This is a genomic window from Phyllobacterium sp. TAF24 (assembly GCF_052113785.1).
Taxonomy (GTDB): Bacteria; Pseudomonadota; Alphaproteobacteria; order Rhizobiales; family Rhizobiaceae; genus Phyllobacterium.
Genome location: NZ_JBFRDN010000004.1, coordinates 1 through 17,116, shown reverse-complemented (window position 1 = coordinate 17,116; position 17,116 = coordinate 1). Strand labels below are relative to the sequence as shown.

The window sequence follows — 17,116 nt, the reverse complement described above, 5'->3', positions numbered from 1 at the left end:
TTTGCATGGATGTCAGACTGCTCCGAATTCGGCTTCGTCGCGTGCTGCGATCAAAGCCTGACGAATGATGGACAATTGCGCATCGAGACCGGCATTGACCACGGCACTTGGAGAGACAATCAGGCAGCTTTTATTGTCCAGCCGGGGATCGCCGGTGATTCTGACAGGCAAGCCTTTTTCAAGACCGGTCGATATCTCATGCAGAATTCTTCCCACGTCCTTCTCAAGTTCAGGCGCGACATAGATGGTCAGGGAGCGTTCGTAGCGCAGAAGCTCAATGGCATTGCTTGCAAGCTTGGCAATAACAGCCGGATTGTCGATCTCGCCAATCAACTGCTCAACTACGGACAGGCTGAGATCGATAACCTGTTCCTGCAATGCTTCAAGATCACGGTCGACTTTGGTTGTAGTCTCGGCAACGAGGATTGCTGCATCCAGTTCACCCTGATGCAGGCCCTGCCGGTAACCTTCTGCCTTGCTTTCATCGAAGGCAGCCTGTGCCGCGCTGCGGATTGCAGCCGCTTCCTTTCGCGCTGCTTCAAGCATTTCCTGTGCGTCAGTCCACAGTGCCGTGTCGCGCGCTGATACAATCCGAGCCACTGGGGTTCTGGGTGAATCCATCACGCGGCCGCCTTATCGGTGACCGAGTTCGATGGATGCCGCACTATAGCGAGCGCACGCTTCCCGGCATCGCCACGATGTGCCGGTTGTATCTCTTCATCGGAGGGATATTTCAGGCGGAACCATTCATTGATGTAGGTGGGCATGCTTTCACGCCAGGTAGAGAGACAGGCTTGGCCATCTCGCCGCATGGCAGCGAGCAAGGCGTCTGGATCGGTTATGACGTCCCCCGAAATTGCCAGATGCCGGTTTGCGAGTGCAAGGCTGTAAACCTCTTGTCCCAAAGTCTCCCGTAATCTGTGAACCGCTGCCGACTGAATGATCTGGGCGAGTGAGTTTGCCAGAAACATCGCGCCGAAGCGCAGCTCATAGCCTTTGACGTCCTCGATGGGCATCAGCAATAGCTGCAGGTCCGGTCCTTCCATGGTGAGTTCAACAGGTAAGGCAGGCAGTCCAAAATGCTCGCGGATCAGGCGCTGCGTATTGTGACCGATACGTTGCGCGTTGCGCAGAAACTCAATGCCTTCAGGCAAGAGGATACCGTCAAAACATTCCAGCAAGCGGCTGGGATGAATAAATCTGACTGTATGGTTGAAATAGGTGTCCCAAACGGGCGCGGTTTCCTGACTGCCGGGCTTAGACACTGTCATTGTGTCTTTCCATTTCTGACAATATCGGCAGGTTCAAGGGCGTAGGTTACCGGTACCCGGCGCTGCCAGAGAAGAAATCCGATCGCGCCCAGCAGAGCCAGAACAAGCGCCCCAACGGCTGCAGCAATCCAGAACACACGGCTTTCGCTGTCTTTCGTCAACCACAGACCCATATATTCCCGAACCTCGAGTGCAGGCGGAACTTCGCGTGTCTTCTGCGGCGCCGCGACCGGGATGACCGAGACTTTTTCGTAACTGAGGCCGGCAATGCCGTTTGCAACAAGGGTTTTGATCTGGGGGATCAATGCATTGATATTGAGCGACGGCTCATGCCGGATGAAAACAGATGCCGATGCTGGTGCCGCAAAACGATTGAGCGGGTCATTGTCAGCCAAAACGACATGAACACGAGCGGAAAGGACCCCGTCAATTTCCGAAACCGTGCGGGATAGCTCTTCACTCAGGGCATAGATCATCTGCGCCCGTTCCTGAACCGGCGAGGCGACAAGACCTTCCTTTTTAAACACGCTGCCTATGGTGGCGAACTCGGCCTTTGGCAGACCATTTTCGGCGAGCAGCGTCACCGCTTCGGCAAACTGGTCCTCATCGACGACGACGGTCAGTTTCCCATCCTTCTGCGGCTTGCGGGTTGCGGAAATCCCATGCGTCAACAGCGTAGCCACAATCTGGTTGGCCTCACGCTGATCAAGATTGGTATAGAGATCCGATTTACAGGCCTGCAGGAAACATACGGCGACGAGCGCCAGAACCATGCGTTGGAACTTATGCATCATGGGTTTGCTATTGACCTCAACCACCGCCGCGTGTCGTTTCACGAACACTTGTGGTCAACTGAACAGGCACATTTGCGATCATATGTTGGCGCTGCATCAGATCAAACGACATGGTCAGCCCCTGTATGAGGTTTCCCATCTTGTCCTTGCTCAGCGAAGACGGATCTTTCGGCTGACCAGCGGTTGCTGCATTTCCGTCACCTGATGCGAAGAAGCGTTGAACTTCAAGTCGTCCACTTTCAAGCCGGTCTGCAACTGTCTTGAATGCAGTGCCGAGACTGCGGCCAACATCGACAGGGCTGGCACCATGGGGCATTGATTGAATAGTCGTTGCGACATGCTCGTAGATATTCTGCTGATTGGCCGAGATCGGCTCGACAAGCTGGTGCTGCGAAACGCCGCTGACCGGAGCAATTTGAGTGACCATTGGAGACTACCTCGTTGATGGGTTACGGCTGATACTTACTCGGACGAATTGGCTTCGCTCATTTGATCACCCGCAATATCCATGATGAACTGGGTGAACATCGACGTGGCGCCGGAAAGCATTGAGTTCTGCAACTCTTCTTCGAATCGCTTCTGTGCCGCATCATCCGCCGGTGATGTTGCCTGCTGCGGGGTGACCGCTGTTGTCCGTTCTACAGTCATGCTTGAATCTCCTCAGTTTGTCGTTTTGGGCGACGCGTTGGCGGGTTTTGATCCCTGGCTATCCACGCGTTTGCGGGCGGACTGCAATTCAACGGTTTCATCAACGGTTGAACCGCGACCACGAAACACGCGTACTCTGGGATCGTCGTCAGCTGCAGGGGGAGGCTGGATGGTTGAGATAACCTCCCTTGTTACTTCGATATAGGACGGCGGCCCGGAGACGCGCAGCGCCGCGGCATTCTTGCTGTAGTTGATAGAGAAACGCTCGTCGTACAGCTTCATACGTTTCATTTCACCCAGCACGACATCGCCAGTGAGTCGCCCCAGCTCGATAACCTGCGTCTTGAATTCGTCACTGGGGCTGACGTGAAGAATCGCGCCGTCGAAATACCAGTTCAGGCCATTGCCTTCTGCGAGTTCATCGAGAAATTGCCCAGCCGTTTGCGCTTTGATCTGTCCGCGGATTTGGCCACGTACCTGACCATCAAGCACCACGGGAAATCCAAGGTTCCGACCGAATTCCTTCATGGCTCCTGGCAAGTCCTGATTGATCAACACATAATTATAAGGTCTGTTCGTCCATTCCGGCAGCGCAGCTGCGGCTGACACGCCTGCTATTACCACCACTGCGGCGAGTGCCGTCAGGAAAGCGGAATAACCCAAATAGGCGATATTTTCTCCCACGCTTTCACATCCCGGTTCAGCAAACTCACCGTTGAAGGATTACAATTGTGAGTATTCACTGTCAATGTTATTGTGATGTGGCTGTGAGCGGATAAAACCTCATATGCGTGTCGCAATATTATCAGTCGTTTATGGGAAAAACATTATAAAACAATATGTTAATTATAAATTATTCCAATTTTCCAAGGTGGGGTTGTAATATTTGTAAGACAAAAGAGTGATTGGTAAGTGCGATCTCCTTTCTGTAATATTGCCAACATATGAGTATGCTGTTAGTTGTGAGTTAGCACTGATTTGTGCTTTAACAAGGCTCGCAGTGTCGAGCTGATGGTTAATTGAAACGCAAAAGGGATTCATCATGGCTCAGTCAGGTTCCGTAAACGCTTCCTCATCATCCACCAACTTCGACAGCAATCTTGCTTCCCTGAAGGAAGCATTTGATCGCATCCAGAAAGAAGCAACGCAGACAAAGCTTGCAACAATGGATGGTCAGAGCGTGCTGGATATTGCCAAAGCAAAAATTGGCTAATTTCTACCGGAGAGCGGGTGGCCCCAAGCCGTCCGCTCTCTTTTTTCTTTGCGCGCGCCATGGGGCGCGAATGCTGGCGACCACAACAAATGCAGGTTTCACATGATGTTGATGAAGCAAATTTCTGGCGCCACAAGTGAATTGACGTTGAATGTTCTTGATGGTGTCCATCGCGGTGTAACCGTTCCTATTTCGGGCGACGATTGCGAGATCGGCTCGTCAACGGACTGTGACCTGTTTCTGAGCGACAGCTCGATCGAGGGTCGGCACTTTTCAATTCGCCGCGCTGGAGCAATGGTGGTTATTGGCGCCCATGGCGGCGAAGTGATCATTAATGACCGCACTAAACTTGATATCGGTAAGGGAATGCGCACCAAGCTGCCCGTGAAAATCTCGGCTGGCGGTGTCTCCATGGTTCTAGATGGTCCAGCCAATGCGCGGCACAGTCTGCAACCCTATCTTCAGCCTTTGCGCAAAGTCGGGTTGTTCGGTGGTTGCGTCGCGCTATTGGGCTTGTCGATCGCACTTGTTCAAGCCGGTGTTGCCAGCAATCTCGATGGTCGTCGTACCGATTCGACAATTGCGGCTGCGTCGCAGGTTGTTCCCGATGTTTCGGCTGCGGCTGATCCCCAGCAGGTGCTCAACCAGATGCTGGCGGATAATGGCCTTGGTGCCCTGGATGTTCAGTGGGATGGCTCGCGTGTCCATGTGGATGGCGCAGTCGATCCAGCGCAGATGAAAAAATGGGCTGATGTCCAGTACAGATTTGATAGCCAGTATGGCAGCCACAACGTCGTGTCGAGCAGCGTGCATGAAGTGGCAAAGAAGATTCAACCAAAGTTCAAATTGCAGGCGATCTGGTTCGGAGAAAAACCCTACGCAATTGCAGCTGACGGTTCGCGTCTCTACACAGGCGCCGCGCTGGAGGATGGCTGGATCATCAAGGAGATCGGGGCTGACAGGCTTGTCGTCAAGCGCAATGTCGAAGAATTCACATTGACATTCTAACGGGCGGGGAGAGAGGCCAATGGCGCTTGATCTGCGTCGTACAGAAGGGCGGGAGCGGGCGGAGCGGCTGTTGCCGGCTGTTGGGGATCGTGCTGGCGCGAATGCAGCAACGGATGTTCAGTCTTTTGAGGCAGCGCTGCGCAGCACCAAGCTTTTCAACGAACGCGGGAAGAATGCAAACCGCAAGCGTACGGACAAATTTTCGCGGGTTGACACATCTGCAATCGGCAAGCTGAAGGGCTTCCATAGCGAAGAAATGCTTCTGCACATTCTGGAACATGTCTTGCCCGTTCTTGAACTTGGGCCGGAAATTGCCGCCATCGCCGCGGAATTGATGCAGGAAGAAATCGACAAATGCCGGGATGTGAACGGTCGAATTGCAGAGGTAAAGTCCGTTGAACTTCAGCGAGCGTGAAAGCGCCGAATATCTTCATACATTAGGTCGGCTCTATTGGCGGGCAGGAAATCTGGATCGTGGTCTGGTATTCCTGCTGCTTGCAGCGCGTGTTGCGCCAGATGATGTGGCCATTCTCAAGACGCTCGCCGTGGTGTTCATCGAACAGGGCGCGGCCGCCCGCGCCCTCACGACCATAGATCGCATTGCGGGATTGGGTGAGGAGTTTGAGCTGGAATTGGCGGCGCTGGAGAGCCGTGCCTTGTGGACGGCAGGACAGTATCAGGAAGCCCGTGAGACGTTCTCTGACTTCATGACCAAAAGATCCGCATCCCCGACAACTGCTCCGGCGGGATCGTGACGATGAAGATACTTTTGCAGCTTAACCAACTGGCCCGAATGGCGGCGAAACGTACTGATCTGATCGTCGCGGTCATGGTGCTGCTGGCAATCGCCATGATGATCCTGCCTTTGCCCACGGTGATGGTAGATGTGTTGATCGGTATCAACCTCGCTTTCAGCCTGATGGTCCTGATTGTATCCTTCTATATCTCCAAGCCTGTGGAGTTCTCGGCGCTGCCCTCTGTGGTCTTGCTGGGAACATTGTTTCGCCTGTCTCTTACCATCACGACAACGCGTCTTATCCTGCTCCAGGCGGACGCGGGCGATGTGGTCAATACATTCGGGAATTTTGTCGTGGGCGGCGAGATCGTCGTTGGCCTCGTTGTCTTCCTCGTGATTACCGTCGCCCAGTTTGTGGTCATCACTAAAGGTGCGGAACGTGTGGCTGAGGTGGCAGCGCGCTTCACACTTGACGCACTGCCGGGCAAACAGATCAGCATCGACAACGAAGTGCGCAATGGCGACATAGACGCCGCTGAAGCCAAGGTTAAACGGCAGAATCTCGAACGGGAAAACCAATTTTATGGCGCCATGGACGGCGCTATGAAATTCATCAAGGGCGACGCCATTGCCGGTATTATCATTATCGGCATCAATTTGATCGGTGGCCTCAGCATTGGTATCTGGCAGCGCGGATTGTCCTTTGGCGAGGCGGCTCATACCTATTCGCTGTTAACAGTCGGTGACGGTCTGATTGCCCAGATACCGGCGCTGCTTGTCTCTGTTGCTTCGGGTGCAGTCGTAACACGCGTTGCCTCACACGGTAATCAGGATCTGGGAACCGAAATCATTGGCCAGCTTGGTGCCGATCCGCGCGCGATCTCTCTGGCTGCTGTCATCCTTTTCCTGCTCGCCTTTGTCCCAGGCATGCCCGTGACTGTATTCCTGTCACTTGCAGCCGTGGCTGGTGGCCTTGCATTCATGCGCAAGCGTCAGATCAAGGCTGAGAATGCAGTCTTTGCGCTGGAAAATGAAAGCAAGGAAGTTGAACTTGCGGCACCGGAACCATCGCGTGAAACCATGTCGCGACTTGCAGTCTGGCTTGGTGAGAACCTTGGTAAAGCGATTTCGGCTGAAAAGTTCGCCACGGGCGCCGATACAATCAAACGCCGTATCTTCATTGATCTTGGCATCAATATTCCGCAGGCCCAGCTCTGGCCAACCGAAGACGGCGACAAGAACGATTTCCGCATTGATCTTGAGGGTGTGCCGATTGTCGAGGGTGCGATTGAACCCGAGCATCTGCTTGTTCTGGATTCGGCGACAGATCTGGATTTGATGAGCATAGACTATGAGGATGCGGGATCGCTCATAGGCCGCAGATCGACCTATTGGGTTCACAAACAGCACGAGCAGCAGCTCATTGATGCAGGCATAACGTTCCACGCTCCTGATGCTGTTCTTCTTGAAATCATGTTCCACGCCTTGCGGCGTTACGCTTCGCATTTTGCCGGCATTCAGGAAACAAAAGCCCTGCTTGCCGCTTGCGAAAGCCAATACGGGGAACTGGTGAAGGAAGCGGTTGAAGTCTCTTCTGTGCAGAAGATTTCCGAGGTTTTGCGCCGTCTCGTTGAGGAAGATGTGCCCATCACCAACATGCGGGCTATCCTTGAAACGATCGTGGAAAATGCACCGCAAGTCGAAAATGCCCATCAGATGGCCGAACTCGTTCGGGGCGGTCTGGCACGGCAGATCAGCCATCGCCGTGCGGAGAAGAACCGGATCATTCCGGTGTTCATTCTGACACGGCAGATTGAAGAAGCGATCCGGACCGCTTTGAGGCAAGGCAATTATATACAGGACGACGTGTTGAAGCCGCTCATTGACCAGGTAAGCGCGCTCCTGAATTCCGGCGACCCGATGTTGAAGCGCTCGGTGCTGACATCGATTGATATCCGCAGGCAGATTTACAGCGTTCTTGCTGGCCAGAATGTCGATATTCCGGTGCTTTCCTATCAAGAAATCGCCTCTGAATTCAACGTGCAATCACTGGCAACTATTGCACTGCCTGCACCGGAAAAACCTTCATCGCTGAAGGCTGAACGCAATGACCAGACGGAAACAGCCGGATAGTCCGGCATGCAAGGTCGGGGGACCCAGAATAGTGAAATACCTGATACTCAATATGAAACGGTCCTTTGGCTTGCGGCGCGGCATGATGCTGTGTGCTCTGCTTCTGGGCGCAATATCGATGATCTTCATGGACGGAACTGCGTTCTCGCAAACAATCAGCGTGGATGCGATGACCGGTCAGCCGTTGAAACTGATAAAGGGGCAGGGCGTCATTATCCGCTTTGACCAGCCTGTTGAGTCAGTCTTCGTTGCCGACACCCAGATAGCCGATGTTCGCGTCGTCTCCCCCGGAGCGATCTATGTATTCGGTTCGGCTGTTGGTACCACAAACCTCATCGCGCTCAATGCGGATCAGACTTTGCGTGGGACGATGAAGCTTATTATTTCCGGCAATACCGACCCTGCAAAACAGTCGATGAAGACGTTGCAGCCCAACACGGTCATCGATGTAAAGCTCTTTGGTGAAAAGACGGTTGCGACGGGTAAAGCCCGGTCTGTCGGCGAAGCTGTCGATACGGAATCGGTCATCCAGTCCTATGCAAAACCCGGCAACCCTCCCGTCAACAATACCACGATACAGGGTGCCAATCAGGTCAATATTCGTGTGCGATTTGCCGAAGTTTCGCGTAATTCGCTCGAACGCTATGGATTGAACTGGAGCGCCTTGATTGATAGCGGTTCATTTTCATTTGGCATCGTAAAGGGTAGCCCTCTTGCGACGGTTCCCGGTGGCATCAATGCGCATCTTGGGACGGGGAATGTGAATGTCGATGTTCTGCTGGACGCTCTGCAGAACAATGGCATTTTGACGGTTCTTGCGGAGCCGAATATCACAGCCGTAACCGGCCAAACCGCCAGTTTCCTTGCCGGTGGCGAAGTTCCGATTCCGGTCCCAGCTGGCGACCGGCAAATCGGTATTGAGTACAAGCAATTTGGTGTCTCGCTGCAATTCACACCGGCGCTTCTTCCCAACAACCGCATTTCGCTGCAGGTAAAACCCGAGGTCAGCACGATCTCGGCTGCCACGGGTGTCTCCATCGGTGGTATCAGTGTGCCGGGGTTCAAGGTTCGCAGGGCCGATACAACTGTTGAAATTGGCAGTGGTCAGACATTTGCCATAGCGGGTCTGTTCCAACGGGAAGAGACGCGAGAGCTGGAGAAAACTCCTATTCTTGGGGACGTTCCGATCCTTGGAAGCCTGTTCAAATCGAAAAAGTTTCAACGCAATGAGACCGAGCTTGTCATTCTCATAACGCCCTATCTGGTTCAGCCACGATCCGACAGGTCGCTGAAAACGCCGCTGGACAGTCCAAGTGGTGCACTATCTGCGCCGGTTGCCAAGAAACGGCAGGTAGCGAAAAAAGGATACGGGTTCTATGTGGGAGATTAAGAATATGAGAATGAGCCCACACCAGATCCTTCATTTTGCCGGGTTGTGTGCCCTCTTGGGTGTGGGCGGCTGCCAGACCCAGCCTGAACCCTATTCCCCCAATTATCACTATGTTTCCACCGGCCCTGTTGCGGCAGGCAGCAAAGGCAAGATCGTGCGCAAGGGGTATGACAGGCCGGGTGACAGAGGTTATGCCGCTGAGGGCCGAATGCTTGTTCCGGACGCATGCACCACCCCTGACAACACGCCGGATGCGCTGTATCTGCCTTCAGGTTGCGCCAACAATCTCAATCTGCAACTGATGGCGGAAAAAGAGGGCGACCTGGTACGCGGTCGAGACATGGGTCCAGCCATGGCAGCGCCTGTTGCGCGTGCAGCCAAGCGCATAATCGAGGGTGACGAGCGCGTTGGAAGCAAGCCAGCGGAGTCCACCACCAATCTCGGAGGAAACTGATTTCAAGCAGGTTCTGCTTTATGCAGAACTTGCTGTGCGTATCAGCCGGAAGCGATCACACCGATCGCTTTGGCGCGGGACGCAGGATCTTTGATTGTCACAGCATTGGCAGCCTGGCGAAGAATGGTTTCCTTGCCTGCTGCTGTCATCTCAGGGACATTGACCGCGCGGGCTTCGTCGGTACGGCCTGACATACGCAAGATAACCGCGTAATTGATAAGCTGGCGTCTTTCCACCAATGGCGAATTGACCACGTCCTGCATTGTCGAGGTGGCAACGGGGAATTTCCCGCCAATTGCCTGTGCCAATGCGAGATTTGTACGGGTGTCGAGCTTGCCGGGTTCGATTGCGAGCGCCTTGTTGAAAGCGCTTTCCGCATTTTCTGTTTGCCCGAGCAGGATATAGGCTGTGCCCAGTTTGTTATAGATTCTGCCCGTTGGCTTCTGCGCCGCTGCGGCGGTGAGCGAGCGAATGGCACCCTGCGCATCGCCGCTTTGCAACTGTATTGAGCCTAACCCCGTCAATGCTTCACTGTTATTGGGGTTTGCGGTCAGGATGCTGCGATAAACCGTTTCGGCGCCTTCGAGATCATCCGCAGCCTCACGCGCCTTTGCCAAGCGCAGTTGGATGGCCGGATCTGTCGAGGATGTTGCTGCGCGCTCGTAAAGCGCAAGCGCTGTTCCCTTGTCGCCACGCTTCTCGACATCGGCAGCAAGTTTCATCAGCCGGGCTTGATCGGTCATTTGCGGAGTTGGCTTTTCGGGTGTGGTATTACAACCGGACAGCGCGAACATCACCCCGCCATATGCCAAAGCATTCGCCCAACGTAGTGCCATGCGACTCTCCCCCCGCGAATATTCACAGCTAACTCAATAGCGCATATGATATCAGTTTCACAAGTTTCATAATTCGTTTTGTGAGTGTTGCTGTTTGTGGCACAAATGACGGACTGAAATGCGGATATGAGCAGTGACAGACACCAGTGAAGAAAAAAACCTACCGGCGTCAGACAAGAAAATTGATGATGCGCGCGAGAAGGGACAGGTGGCGCACAGCACAGACATGGTATCGGGAGCGACATTGCTGGGAGGAATCGTGTTTCTTTCCAGCATATTGGCATCGCTGCAGTTTCGCGCTGAATCAATGTTTGAGGAAGCTGCGCGATTTTATGAACAGCCGTTTGCAGATGTGTTGTACCGCATGACCCGGATAGCCATTGGCGGCTTCCTTACATCTGTACTGCCTATCCTCATCATCACAATTGCCATCATCATAGTCACAAATGCGGCCATTACCGGAGGCTTTGTGTTCTCGACAGACCCGTTGAAGCCGGATTTCAGCCGGATCAGTCCTACGACGGGGTTCAAGCGGATATTCTCCCTGAAAAGCGTCGTGGAATTTCTGAAGGGCATCGTGAAGATATCATGCCTCGGCGTGGCTTTTATCATTGTGTTCCGGTCGGGGCTGGAAGCTCTGTTTCAATCGCCTTCCTGTGGCGGCGCATGCACGCAGGAAACCTTTTGGGCGATGGTTCGCCCACTGGCGATAACGACGATCATTGCCTTTTTGATCGTTGGTGCCATTGATGTCGTGCTGCAACGCTGGTTGTTCATGCGTGAAATGCAGATGACGCAAAGTGAGCTTAAGCGCGAGCGCAAGGATATTGAAGGCGATCCGGCAGTGCAACGTGAGCGGCTGGCAGAGCGGCGCGCCACAAGTGCGGTGAGAGTTGGTCTCAAACACAGTTCACTTCTTATCATAAGCCGCGATCGCCTCATCATAGGTGTGCGCTATGTGGCGGGAGAGACGCCTGTGCCAGTACTGACCTGCCGTTCTACAGCAGACAATTATCTCGTCATGCTTGCCCGGGCTCAGGCGCTGGCCATTCCGATGTATGAGGATGAAGAACTCGCACAGGATCTTGAGGCTGTCAGCATCGGAACCCCTGTTCCTGAACGCAGATTTAGTGCCGTTGCCAATTATCTGGTGGCAGCCAAGGTGATTTGAATTAACGACAGCCGGAGACATCTCTTGTTATCATTCAGATATTTTGCAGTTCTTGCCGCCCCCATGCTTCTGTTTGTGGTGCAGTCTGCGTATGCACAGAACCAACCGGTGGATGCTATTTCACCCGAATACCGAGATTTTCTGTTTGGCGAATCCGGATCGAACTCCCCGCAGCGGACGCATCGTCCGACCCGGATAGCAGATCCGAGATACGTCACATACAACGGCAATGAAGCTGCTGGAACGATCATTATCGACACACGGAAGATGTCACTTCTGTTTGTGCTTGGAGACAGGGCGCTGCTCTATCCGATAGGTGTTGGCCGCGAGGGTTTCGCATGGCACGGTGTTGAACAGGTGAGCCGCAAGGCAGAATGGCCAAGTTGGACTCCACCAGCCGATATGCTGAAAAGACGCCCGGATTTGCCCGTTTCAATGTCGGGAGGACCTGACAATCCGCTTGGATCACGGGCGATTTATCTCGGTCAAACTCTTTATCGAATTCACGGTACGAACGAGCCGGAAACCATTGGAACAACATCGTCATCAGGATGTTTCCGGATGCTGAACAGCCACGTCAATGATTTGTATGGGCGGGTCAAAATTGGCGCGAAAGTTGTTGTGATGTGAGGCTGAGACAGAGCCCATACCCGTCGTACATCTAAACAGTTTTACCGGCGCGGAATGAACCCGGCACGGTTGATTTGATACCTCTCTGCTCAACGGCTGGCTGGCGCGTTCATCTTGCATGAAAGCAGAATATAGGGTAGGGGGGTATATTATGAGTCATACAACCGCAGAAAAGACGAAACTGATCGCTCGTATCCGTCGCCTGAAAGGGCAGATGGAGGCTGTTGAGCGTGGCCTTGAAGCGGAGGTGCCGTGCGGCGAAATCCTGAACCTGGTCGCTTCCGTGCGGGGTGCAGTGAATGGCCTGATGGGCGAACTCATTGAAGATCACATTCGGATGCATGTGGTCGATCCGGACAAAGACGAGGATGCCGAGAGGGCGCAAGGGGCGGCAGAGCTCATTGATGTTGTAAGGAAATATCTCAAATGACGCAGAACCAATCTACGCATTCAGAGCCAGGTTCGCACGATCATGTGTTCCTTGGTGACAATCATGCCCGTAACGAACGCCGGACATGGCTCGTCATCATCCTGACGACTGTGATGATGGTTGCAGAAATTATTGCGGGCACGGTCTATGGCTCGATGGCATTGGTCGCTGATGGCTGGCATATGTCCACTCACGCGGCAGCTATGCTCATCGCGGCTCTCGCCTATCTCTACGCAAGGAAACATGCCCGTAATCCGCGTTTTACCTTTGGAACCGGGAAATTCGGTGATTTGGCTGCGTTTGCCAGCGCCGTGGTTCTTGCCCTTATCGCCATACTGATCGGCTGGGAGAGTTTTCTGCGCCTGGCCAATCCGATCCCGATCAATTTTCCGCAGGCGATATCCATCGCCGTCGTTGGTCTTGCCGTTAATCTGATCTGTGCCTGGCTTTTGCGGGATGATCATGCGCATCACGGGCACCATGACCACGACCATAATCACCACCACACTCATGCGCATGATAACAATCTGCAGGCGGCATATATGCATGTGCTGGCTGACGCGCTGACTTCAGTACTTGCAATCGGAGCGCTCACGGCTGGAAGTCTTTATGGATGGCTCTGGCTTGATCCGGCAATTGGCATTGTTGGTGCGCTGGTCATCGCCAACTGGTCGTGGGGCCTTATCCGCAACGCTGGTGGTGTTCTGCTTGATTATGTTCCGTCAAACGAGGATTTGCCGGAAGAAATTCGCACTGCCATTGAACTGGAAGGCGATGTCATTACGGACCTTCACGTGTGGCAGCTGGGACCGGGTCATCACGGTGCGATAGTATCAATCATAAGCGATCATCCGGAGGCGCCTTCTTCCTATCGTGCAAAACTGTCGCATATCCATGACCTGTCGCATGTGACGGTCGAAGTTGAGCAGAAAGCGGCCTGAATCAGCGCCGGTTGAAGTGATTTCGGATCAACCGATACTTATCCAGACAAGCCACATAATAACGACGTCAAACATGGTCAGGTCACGAGCCCAAAGCGTGTTTCATAGCGTGCAGCCGTTATAGTGCAATCCGCTTGCGCCAAGCTGCCAAAATTGTCTTCCGGATATTCCCTGTCATTCCAGAGGGTTGGTTTGTTCGACGCTGTTTGTGTTGATCAAATGACGGGAAAGCAAGACTCTCCGCAAGAAATGTTGTTAAACTGACATATGCATCGTCTAATGTTTGAAAAATAACATTTTGAATTCGTCAATTTGACATTGATCGTAAGGCGGGGGCTACATCATGCACAAGCAGCAGAAGCGGAATAGCACACTGACAGCATTGAGGATTGGAATGGCTAGCAGCGCCATTGCAGTCTTTGCCTGCGGGGTTTCATCCCCGGCATTGGCACAGGATGCAAACACAAAAAATTACTCTGTAAAATTCATGGCCTTTAATATCTGGAATCTTGGGGCCAACTCGAAAATCTGGGACCCGGCGCAAAAACTGGCCGGTAATCTTGTCTACACCGACGCAATGAAGCAACTGCTTCGCAGCGTGGCACCGGATGTACTGGTGCTCCCGGAATTGAACAATAACGGAAGCGCTACTTTCAAAGGTACAAGTGTCGCTGATTGGTTCGCGCAGAACACGCTTGATGTGATGAACAGCGGACCACGAAAGCAAAACAGTTTTGTGGCCGCTCAGAAAAACCCGGATGAAGGCGCGAAGGGCAGCGGCAGCCTCTTTTCATCCGTTGCCTTTCAAAATTTACCCGGAGACTCAGTCAGGATTAATCCGGGTAACGGCTTTCCCACCGCGATCGTCAACAGCGTCCATCTGAACTATTACGACGAGTCGACAAACCGGATAAGACAATCAAAGGAACTCAACATTGCCGCTGCGGCCAGCCCCGTTCCAACAGTCATCCTCGGTGATTTCAATGCGGGCGATATATCCGAGCGCGGGCTGAACAGGAAAGAGCAGCAGCTGCTGGTCATCAAAGCGGCTGGCGGAAACAGCTTTTATAAAAAGCTCGCTAACGAATATCTGGCGCTAGCCGATACGGCAAAATATCGGCAGACAATTCAGGATGCATTTCCCGGCCAAAACATTGATTCATTATCGTGGACGCAGTGGGGAACGGCTCTTGAGACAGCCATGAAGGCTGGAAAGGATACCGGCCTACAGGATGAAACCTATCCCGTTGCCGACAATCTGCCGGTGACGATGAATATTCTGAAAAAGCAGTATCAGCTTTTCCAGCTGGAGCGAAACAGGGAGCAGTTTCAGCCAAGCCGGGTGGGTGATGAACGTGCCACCTGGACCAGCGATGGCGAAGATGCAACCAATACATGGGCCAGCTGGGATCGCGTCACCATTGATCATATCATGATGTCGCGGCCGTTCGCGAAATGGACCGAGATTGGCGATACGGGTAAATCTACAGGCAATCTTTCCGGTAGCGCCCGCTTGCCCTCGGGAGGCTCTTTGTCCGATCATGAACCTGTGGCACAGGATTTGCGCTGGATTGGGCCGCAGCTTGAAAATTATACCGAGGGTGCTGGAGAAAAAACCCGGCTCGTCTGGGGCTCTGGTGCTTATAATTTCGCCGGGCGAAACAAGGAATTTTATCTAACCCGCAACAATAACCGCAACGATGCCTATCTCGGCCAGATTGCCGACGCTGATGGCAATCCTATCCTCACTGGTCTGACACTTGCCGAAAAGAAGACCCTGCTGAATTGCAAAAGCACAGACGCCCGTTTCCAGCAGGCGATCAAGGACTATTGCATCGACGATCATTCATTCATTGGCGAAACGCTCGTTACCGATGGTGGCACTGTTATTGTTGATGAAGATGCGGCTTTGGGGGGACGTCAAGCCAAACTCAGGCTCGCCTATGGTGGCCTTCGAGTCGTTGGTCAATCCATGCACAATCTCGACCGCGCTGTGTCTTTGGAACAACCGGGCTGGATTGATATATCCGATGCCGGCAATACTGTATCTGTGGATCAGGGCGTGACGGGTGCCGGCAGCCTGACAAAGCTCGGTGCTGGTACCCTCGTCTTTGCCAGTGCCAACAGCTACATGGGCGGAACCTTTGTCGAGAAAGGCACGCTGAAATCAGGCATTGCCGGAGGTTTTGTCGATGGTACCAGCTATCAGGTCAATGGCGGCAGTCTTGACCTCAACAATTATAACCTGTCGATGTCGTCGCTATCGGGTCAGGGCGGAAGCATCAAGCTTGGCAGCGCGTCACTCGGTGTGAATCAGGCGATCAACACCCGCTATAATGGCAATATTGACGGCACCGGCAATCTGACCAAATCGGGTACTGGCTGGCTGATCCTCAACGGACAGAGCAGCTATAGCGGCTCAACCTTGATTAACGGTGGCGGATTGGTCATTGGTGACGCTGATCATCCGGGCGCCAAGCTTATGGGCGATGTGACAGTCGGAGCAGGTTCGACCCTTGGTGGTAGTGGGACAATCGGCGGTTTGACCGTAGCAAGCGGCGGTACGATTGCTCCCGGAAATTCGATTGGCACGCTATCTGTGGCTGGCAATGTCAGCCTCGGCGCTGGCTCAACCTATCGTGTCGAGATTGATCCTGCTGGATCAAGCGACAGGATTGCGGCAAGCGGATCGGCTGTTATCGCGGGTGCCAATGTGGATGTGGTCAAAGTCTTGGGCAACTACATGCCGGGACGTCGTTATACCATTTTGAGTGCAGATGGCGGCATCACCGGCACTTTTGGAAACCTCAGCCAGAATATGCCGTTTGTTGACCTTGGTCTCGCCTATGATCCGCGTACTGTTTATCTTGATATTGCCCGCAATAAAGTCTTGTTTCCCTCCGTTGGCGTGACAGGCAATCAGCGGATGACGGCAGCAGCGGTTGAAACATTGGGTGGTGGCAACGCTGTTTATGATGCTGTTGTTCTACAGGCGAGCGCCGATGAAGCCCGTGTTGCCTTTGACCGCCTGTCCGGTGAGGCACATGCCTCGACCAAGACAGCACTGGTCAATGACAGCCGCCTGTTGCGCAATGCGGCCAATGACCGGATCAGGGCAGCCTTCGGCGATGTGGCGGCCGTTGATGTGCCTGTCATGGGTTATGGCCCGGATGCCAAGGCGCTGGTTCCGTCCGATGCACCTGTCATGGCCGCCTGGGGTCAGGCCTTCGGTGTGTGGAGCGAGACAAAGTCCAATGGCAATGCCTCCAAGCTCGACCAGTCATCAGGCGGCTTTGTCACCGGCTTTGATACGGCGATTGCCGAAAGCYGGCGTCTGGGCGTAATGGCAGGCTATAGCCGCTCGACCTTTGATGTCGATGGCAAGGGCTCTTCCGGCAACAGCGACAATTATCATGTCGGTGTCTATGGCGGTGGTCATTGGGGTGGTCTGTCCCTGTCCC

The 17,116-nt window shown here is 53.6% G+C and carries 19 protein-coding genes; 12 read left to right on the top strand and 7 right to left on the bottom strand.

Annotated elements, in window-relative coordinates; all coding sequences use genetic code 11:
• Window positions 1-12: 12 nt before the first annotated feature.
• The 6 genes from sctL to AB4Y96_RS04905 are packed head-to-tail and all read right to left on the bottom strand — an operon-like array spanning window position 13 to window position 3,397.
• Complete coding sequence (sctL, locus tag AB4Y96_RS04930) at window positions 13-621, bottom strand: type III secretion system stator protein SctL (RefSeq protein WP_441916074.1); 609 nt, start codon at window positions 619-621, stop codon at window positions 13-15.
• Window positions 621-1,271, bottom strand: coding sequence for a hypothetical protein (locus tag AB4Y96_RS04925; protein ID WP_441916072.1), 651 nt, complete (start codon window positions 1,269-1,271; stop codon window positions 621-623). Before AB4Y96_RS04925 ends, sctL begins: the two co-directional genes overlap by 1 nt.
• Entirely contained in the window at window positions 1,268-2,062 is a 795-nt protein-coding gene (gene sctJ / locus AB4Y96_RS04920; RefSeq protein ID WP_441916070.1) for a type III secretion system inner membrane ring lipoprotein SctJ, read from the bottom strand. The genes AB4Y96_RS04925 and sctJ overlap by 4 nt, the downstream gene beginning before the upstream one ends.
• 19 nt (window positions 2,063-2,081) lie before the next feature.
• A complete protein-coding gene (locus AB4Y96_RS04915) occupies window positions 2,082-2,492 on the bottom strand; it encodes a hypothetical protein (RefSeq protein ID WP_441916069.1) in 411 nt (136 codons plus the stop codon).
• Window positions 2,493-2,527: 35 nt separating this feature from the next.
• Window positions 2,528-2,713, bottom strand: a complete 186-nt coding sequence (locus AB4Y96_RS04910) for a hypothetical protein (RefSeq protein ID WP_091882401.1) — start codon at window positions 2,711-2,713, stop codon at window positions 2,528-2,530.
• A gap of 12 nt (window positions 2,714-2,725) precedes the next feature.
• Window positions 2,726-3,397 (bottom strand): type III secretion protein, encoded by a 672-nt coding sequence (locus AB4Y96_RS04905; RefSeq protein ID WP_441916067.1) that lies wholly within the window; start codon window positions 3,395-3,397, stop codon window positions 2,726-2,728.
• Window positions 3,398-3,755: 358 nt separating this feature from the next.
• On the opposite strand from AB4Y96_RS04905, the gene AB4Y96_RS04900 reads away from it, so the two are divergent.
• From AB4Y96_RS04900 to AB4Y96_RS04870, 7 genes are all read left to right on the top strand, one after another.
• Window positions 3,756-3,926: a hypothetical protein gene (locus AB4Y96_RS04900; RefSeq protein ID WP_162700357.1), complete on the top strand. Its 171-nt coding sequence runs from the start codon at window positions 3,756-3,758 to the stop codon at window positions 3,924-3,926.
• Between the two features lie 102 nt (window positions 3,927-4,028).
• Complete coding sequence (locus tag AB4Y96_RS04895) at window positions 4,029-4,934, top strand: SctD/MshK family protein (protein ID WP_441916065.1); 906 nt, start codon at window positions 4,029-4,031, stop codon at window positions 4,932-4,934.
• A 19-nt stretch (window positions 4,935-4,953) separates the two neighbouring features.
• Window positions 4,954-5,349 (top strand): hypothetical protein, encoded by a 396-nt coding sequence (locus AB4Y96_RS04890; RefSeq protein ID WP_441916063.1) that lies wholly within the window; start codon window positions 4,954-4,956, stop codon window positions 5,347-5,349.
• Window positions 5,330-5,689: a tetratricopeptide repeat protein gene (locus AB4Y96_RS04885; RefSeq protein WP_091882391.1), complete on the top strand. Its 360-nt coding sequence runs from the start codon at window positions 5,330-5,332 to the stop codon at window positions 5,687-5,689. Before AB4Y96_RS04890 ends, AB4Y96_RS04885 begins: the two co-directional genes overlap by 20 nt.
• 2 nt (window positions 5,690-5,691) lie before the next feature.
• Window positions 5,692-7,803 carry a type III secretion system export apparatus subunit SctV gene (gene sctV / locus AB4Y96_RS04880; protein WP_441916061.1) on the top strand — a complete coding sequence of 704 codons (2,112 nt, stop codon included), beginning with the start codon at window positions 5,692-5,694 and terminating at the stop codon, window positions 7,801-7,803.
• Window positions 7,804-7,855: 52 nt separating this feature from the next.
• The gene (locus AB4Y96_RS04875; RefSeq protein WP_441916059.1) at window positions 7,856-9,193 is read left to right on the top strand and encodes a type II and III secretion system protein family protein; all 1,338 of its coding nucleotides are present in this window, start codon (window positions 7,856-7,858) and stop codon (window positions 9,191-9,193) included.
• 10 nt (window positions 9,194-9,203) lie between these two features.
• The gene (locus AB4Y96_RS04870; RefSeq protein WP_441916057.1) at window positions 9,204-9,647 is read left to right on the top strand and encodes a hypothetical protein; all 444 of its coding nucleotides are present in this window, start codon (window positions 9,204-9,206) and stop codon (window positions 9,645-9,647) included.
• 41 nt (window positions 9,648-9,688) lie between these two features.
• Here the strand turns inward: AB4Y96_RS04870 and AB4Y96_RS04865 are convergent, their stop codons facing one another.
• A complete protein-coding gene (locus tag AB4Y96_RS04865; protein WP_441916055.1) occupies window positions 9,689-10,483 on the bottom strand; it encodes a tetratricopeptide repeat protein in 795 nt (264 codons plus the stop codon).
• Between the two features lie 133 nt (window positions 10,484-10,616).
• Between AB4Y96_RS04865 and AB4Y96_RS04860 the strand changes: the two genes are divergently transcribed.
• From AB4Y96_RS04860 to AB4Y96_RS04840, 5 genes are all read left to right on the top strand, one after another.
• Window positions 10,617-11,654: an EscU/YscU/HrcU family type III secretion system export apparatus switch protein gene (locus AB4Y96_RS04860; protein ID WP_441916054.1), complete on the top strand. Its 1,038-nt coding sequence runs from the start codon at window positions 10,617-10,619 to the stop codon at window positions 11,652-11,654.
• Between the two features lie 63 nt (window positions 11,655-11,717).
• Window positions 11,718-12,284, top strand: coding sequence for a L,D-transpeptidase (locus AB4Y96_RS04855; RefSeq protein ID WP_441916253.1), 567 nt, complete (start codon window positions 11,718-11,720; stop codon window positions 12,282-12,284).
• Between the two features lie 151 nt (window positions 12,285-12,435).
• Complete coding sequence (locus AB4Y96_RS04850) at window positions 12,436-12,714, top strand: metal/formaldehyde-sensitive transcriptional repressor (RefSeq protein ID WP_441916052.1); 279 nt, start codon at window positions 12,436-12,438, stop codon at window positions 12,712-12,714.
• Window positions 12,711-13,655 (top strand): CDF family Co(II)/Ni(II) efflux transporter DmeF, encoded by a 945-nt coding sequence (dmeF, locus tag AB4Y96_RS04845; RefSeq protein ID WP_441916051.1) that lies wholly within the window; start codon window positions 12,711-12,713, stop codon window positions 13,653-13,655. Before AB4Y96_RS04850 ends, dmeF begins: the two co-directional genes overlap by 4 nt.
• A 394-nt stretch (window positions 13,656-14,049) precedes the next feature.
• Window positions 14,050-17,116: autotransporter outer membrane beta-barrel domain-containing protein (locus tag AB4Y96_RS04840; RefSeq protein ID WP_441916049.1), on the top strand; the 3,067-nt coding region annotated here is incomplete at its 3' end.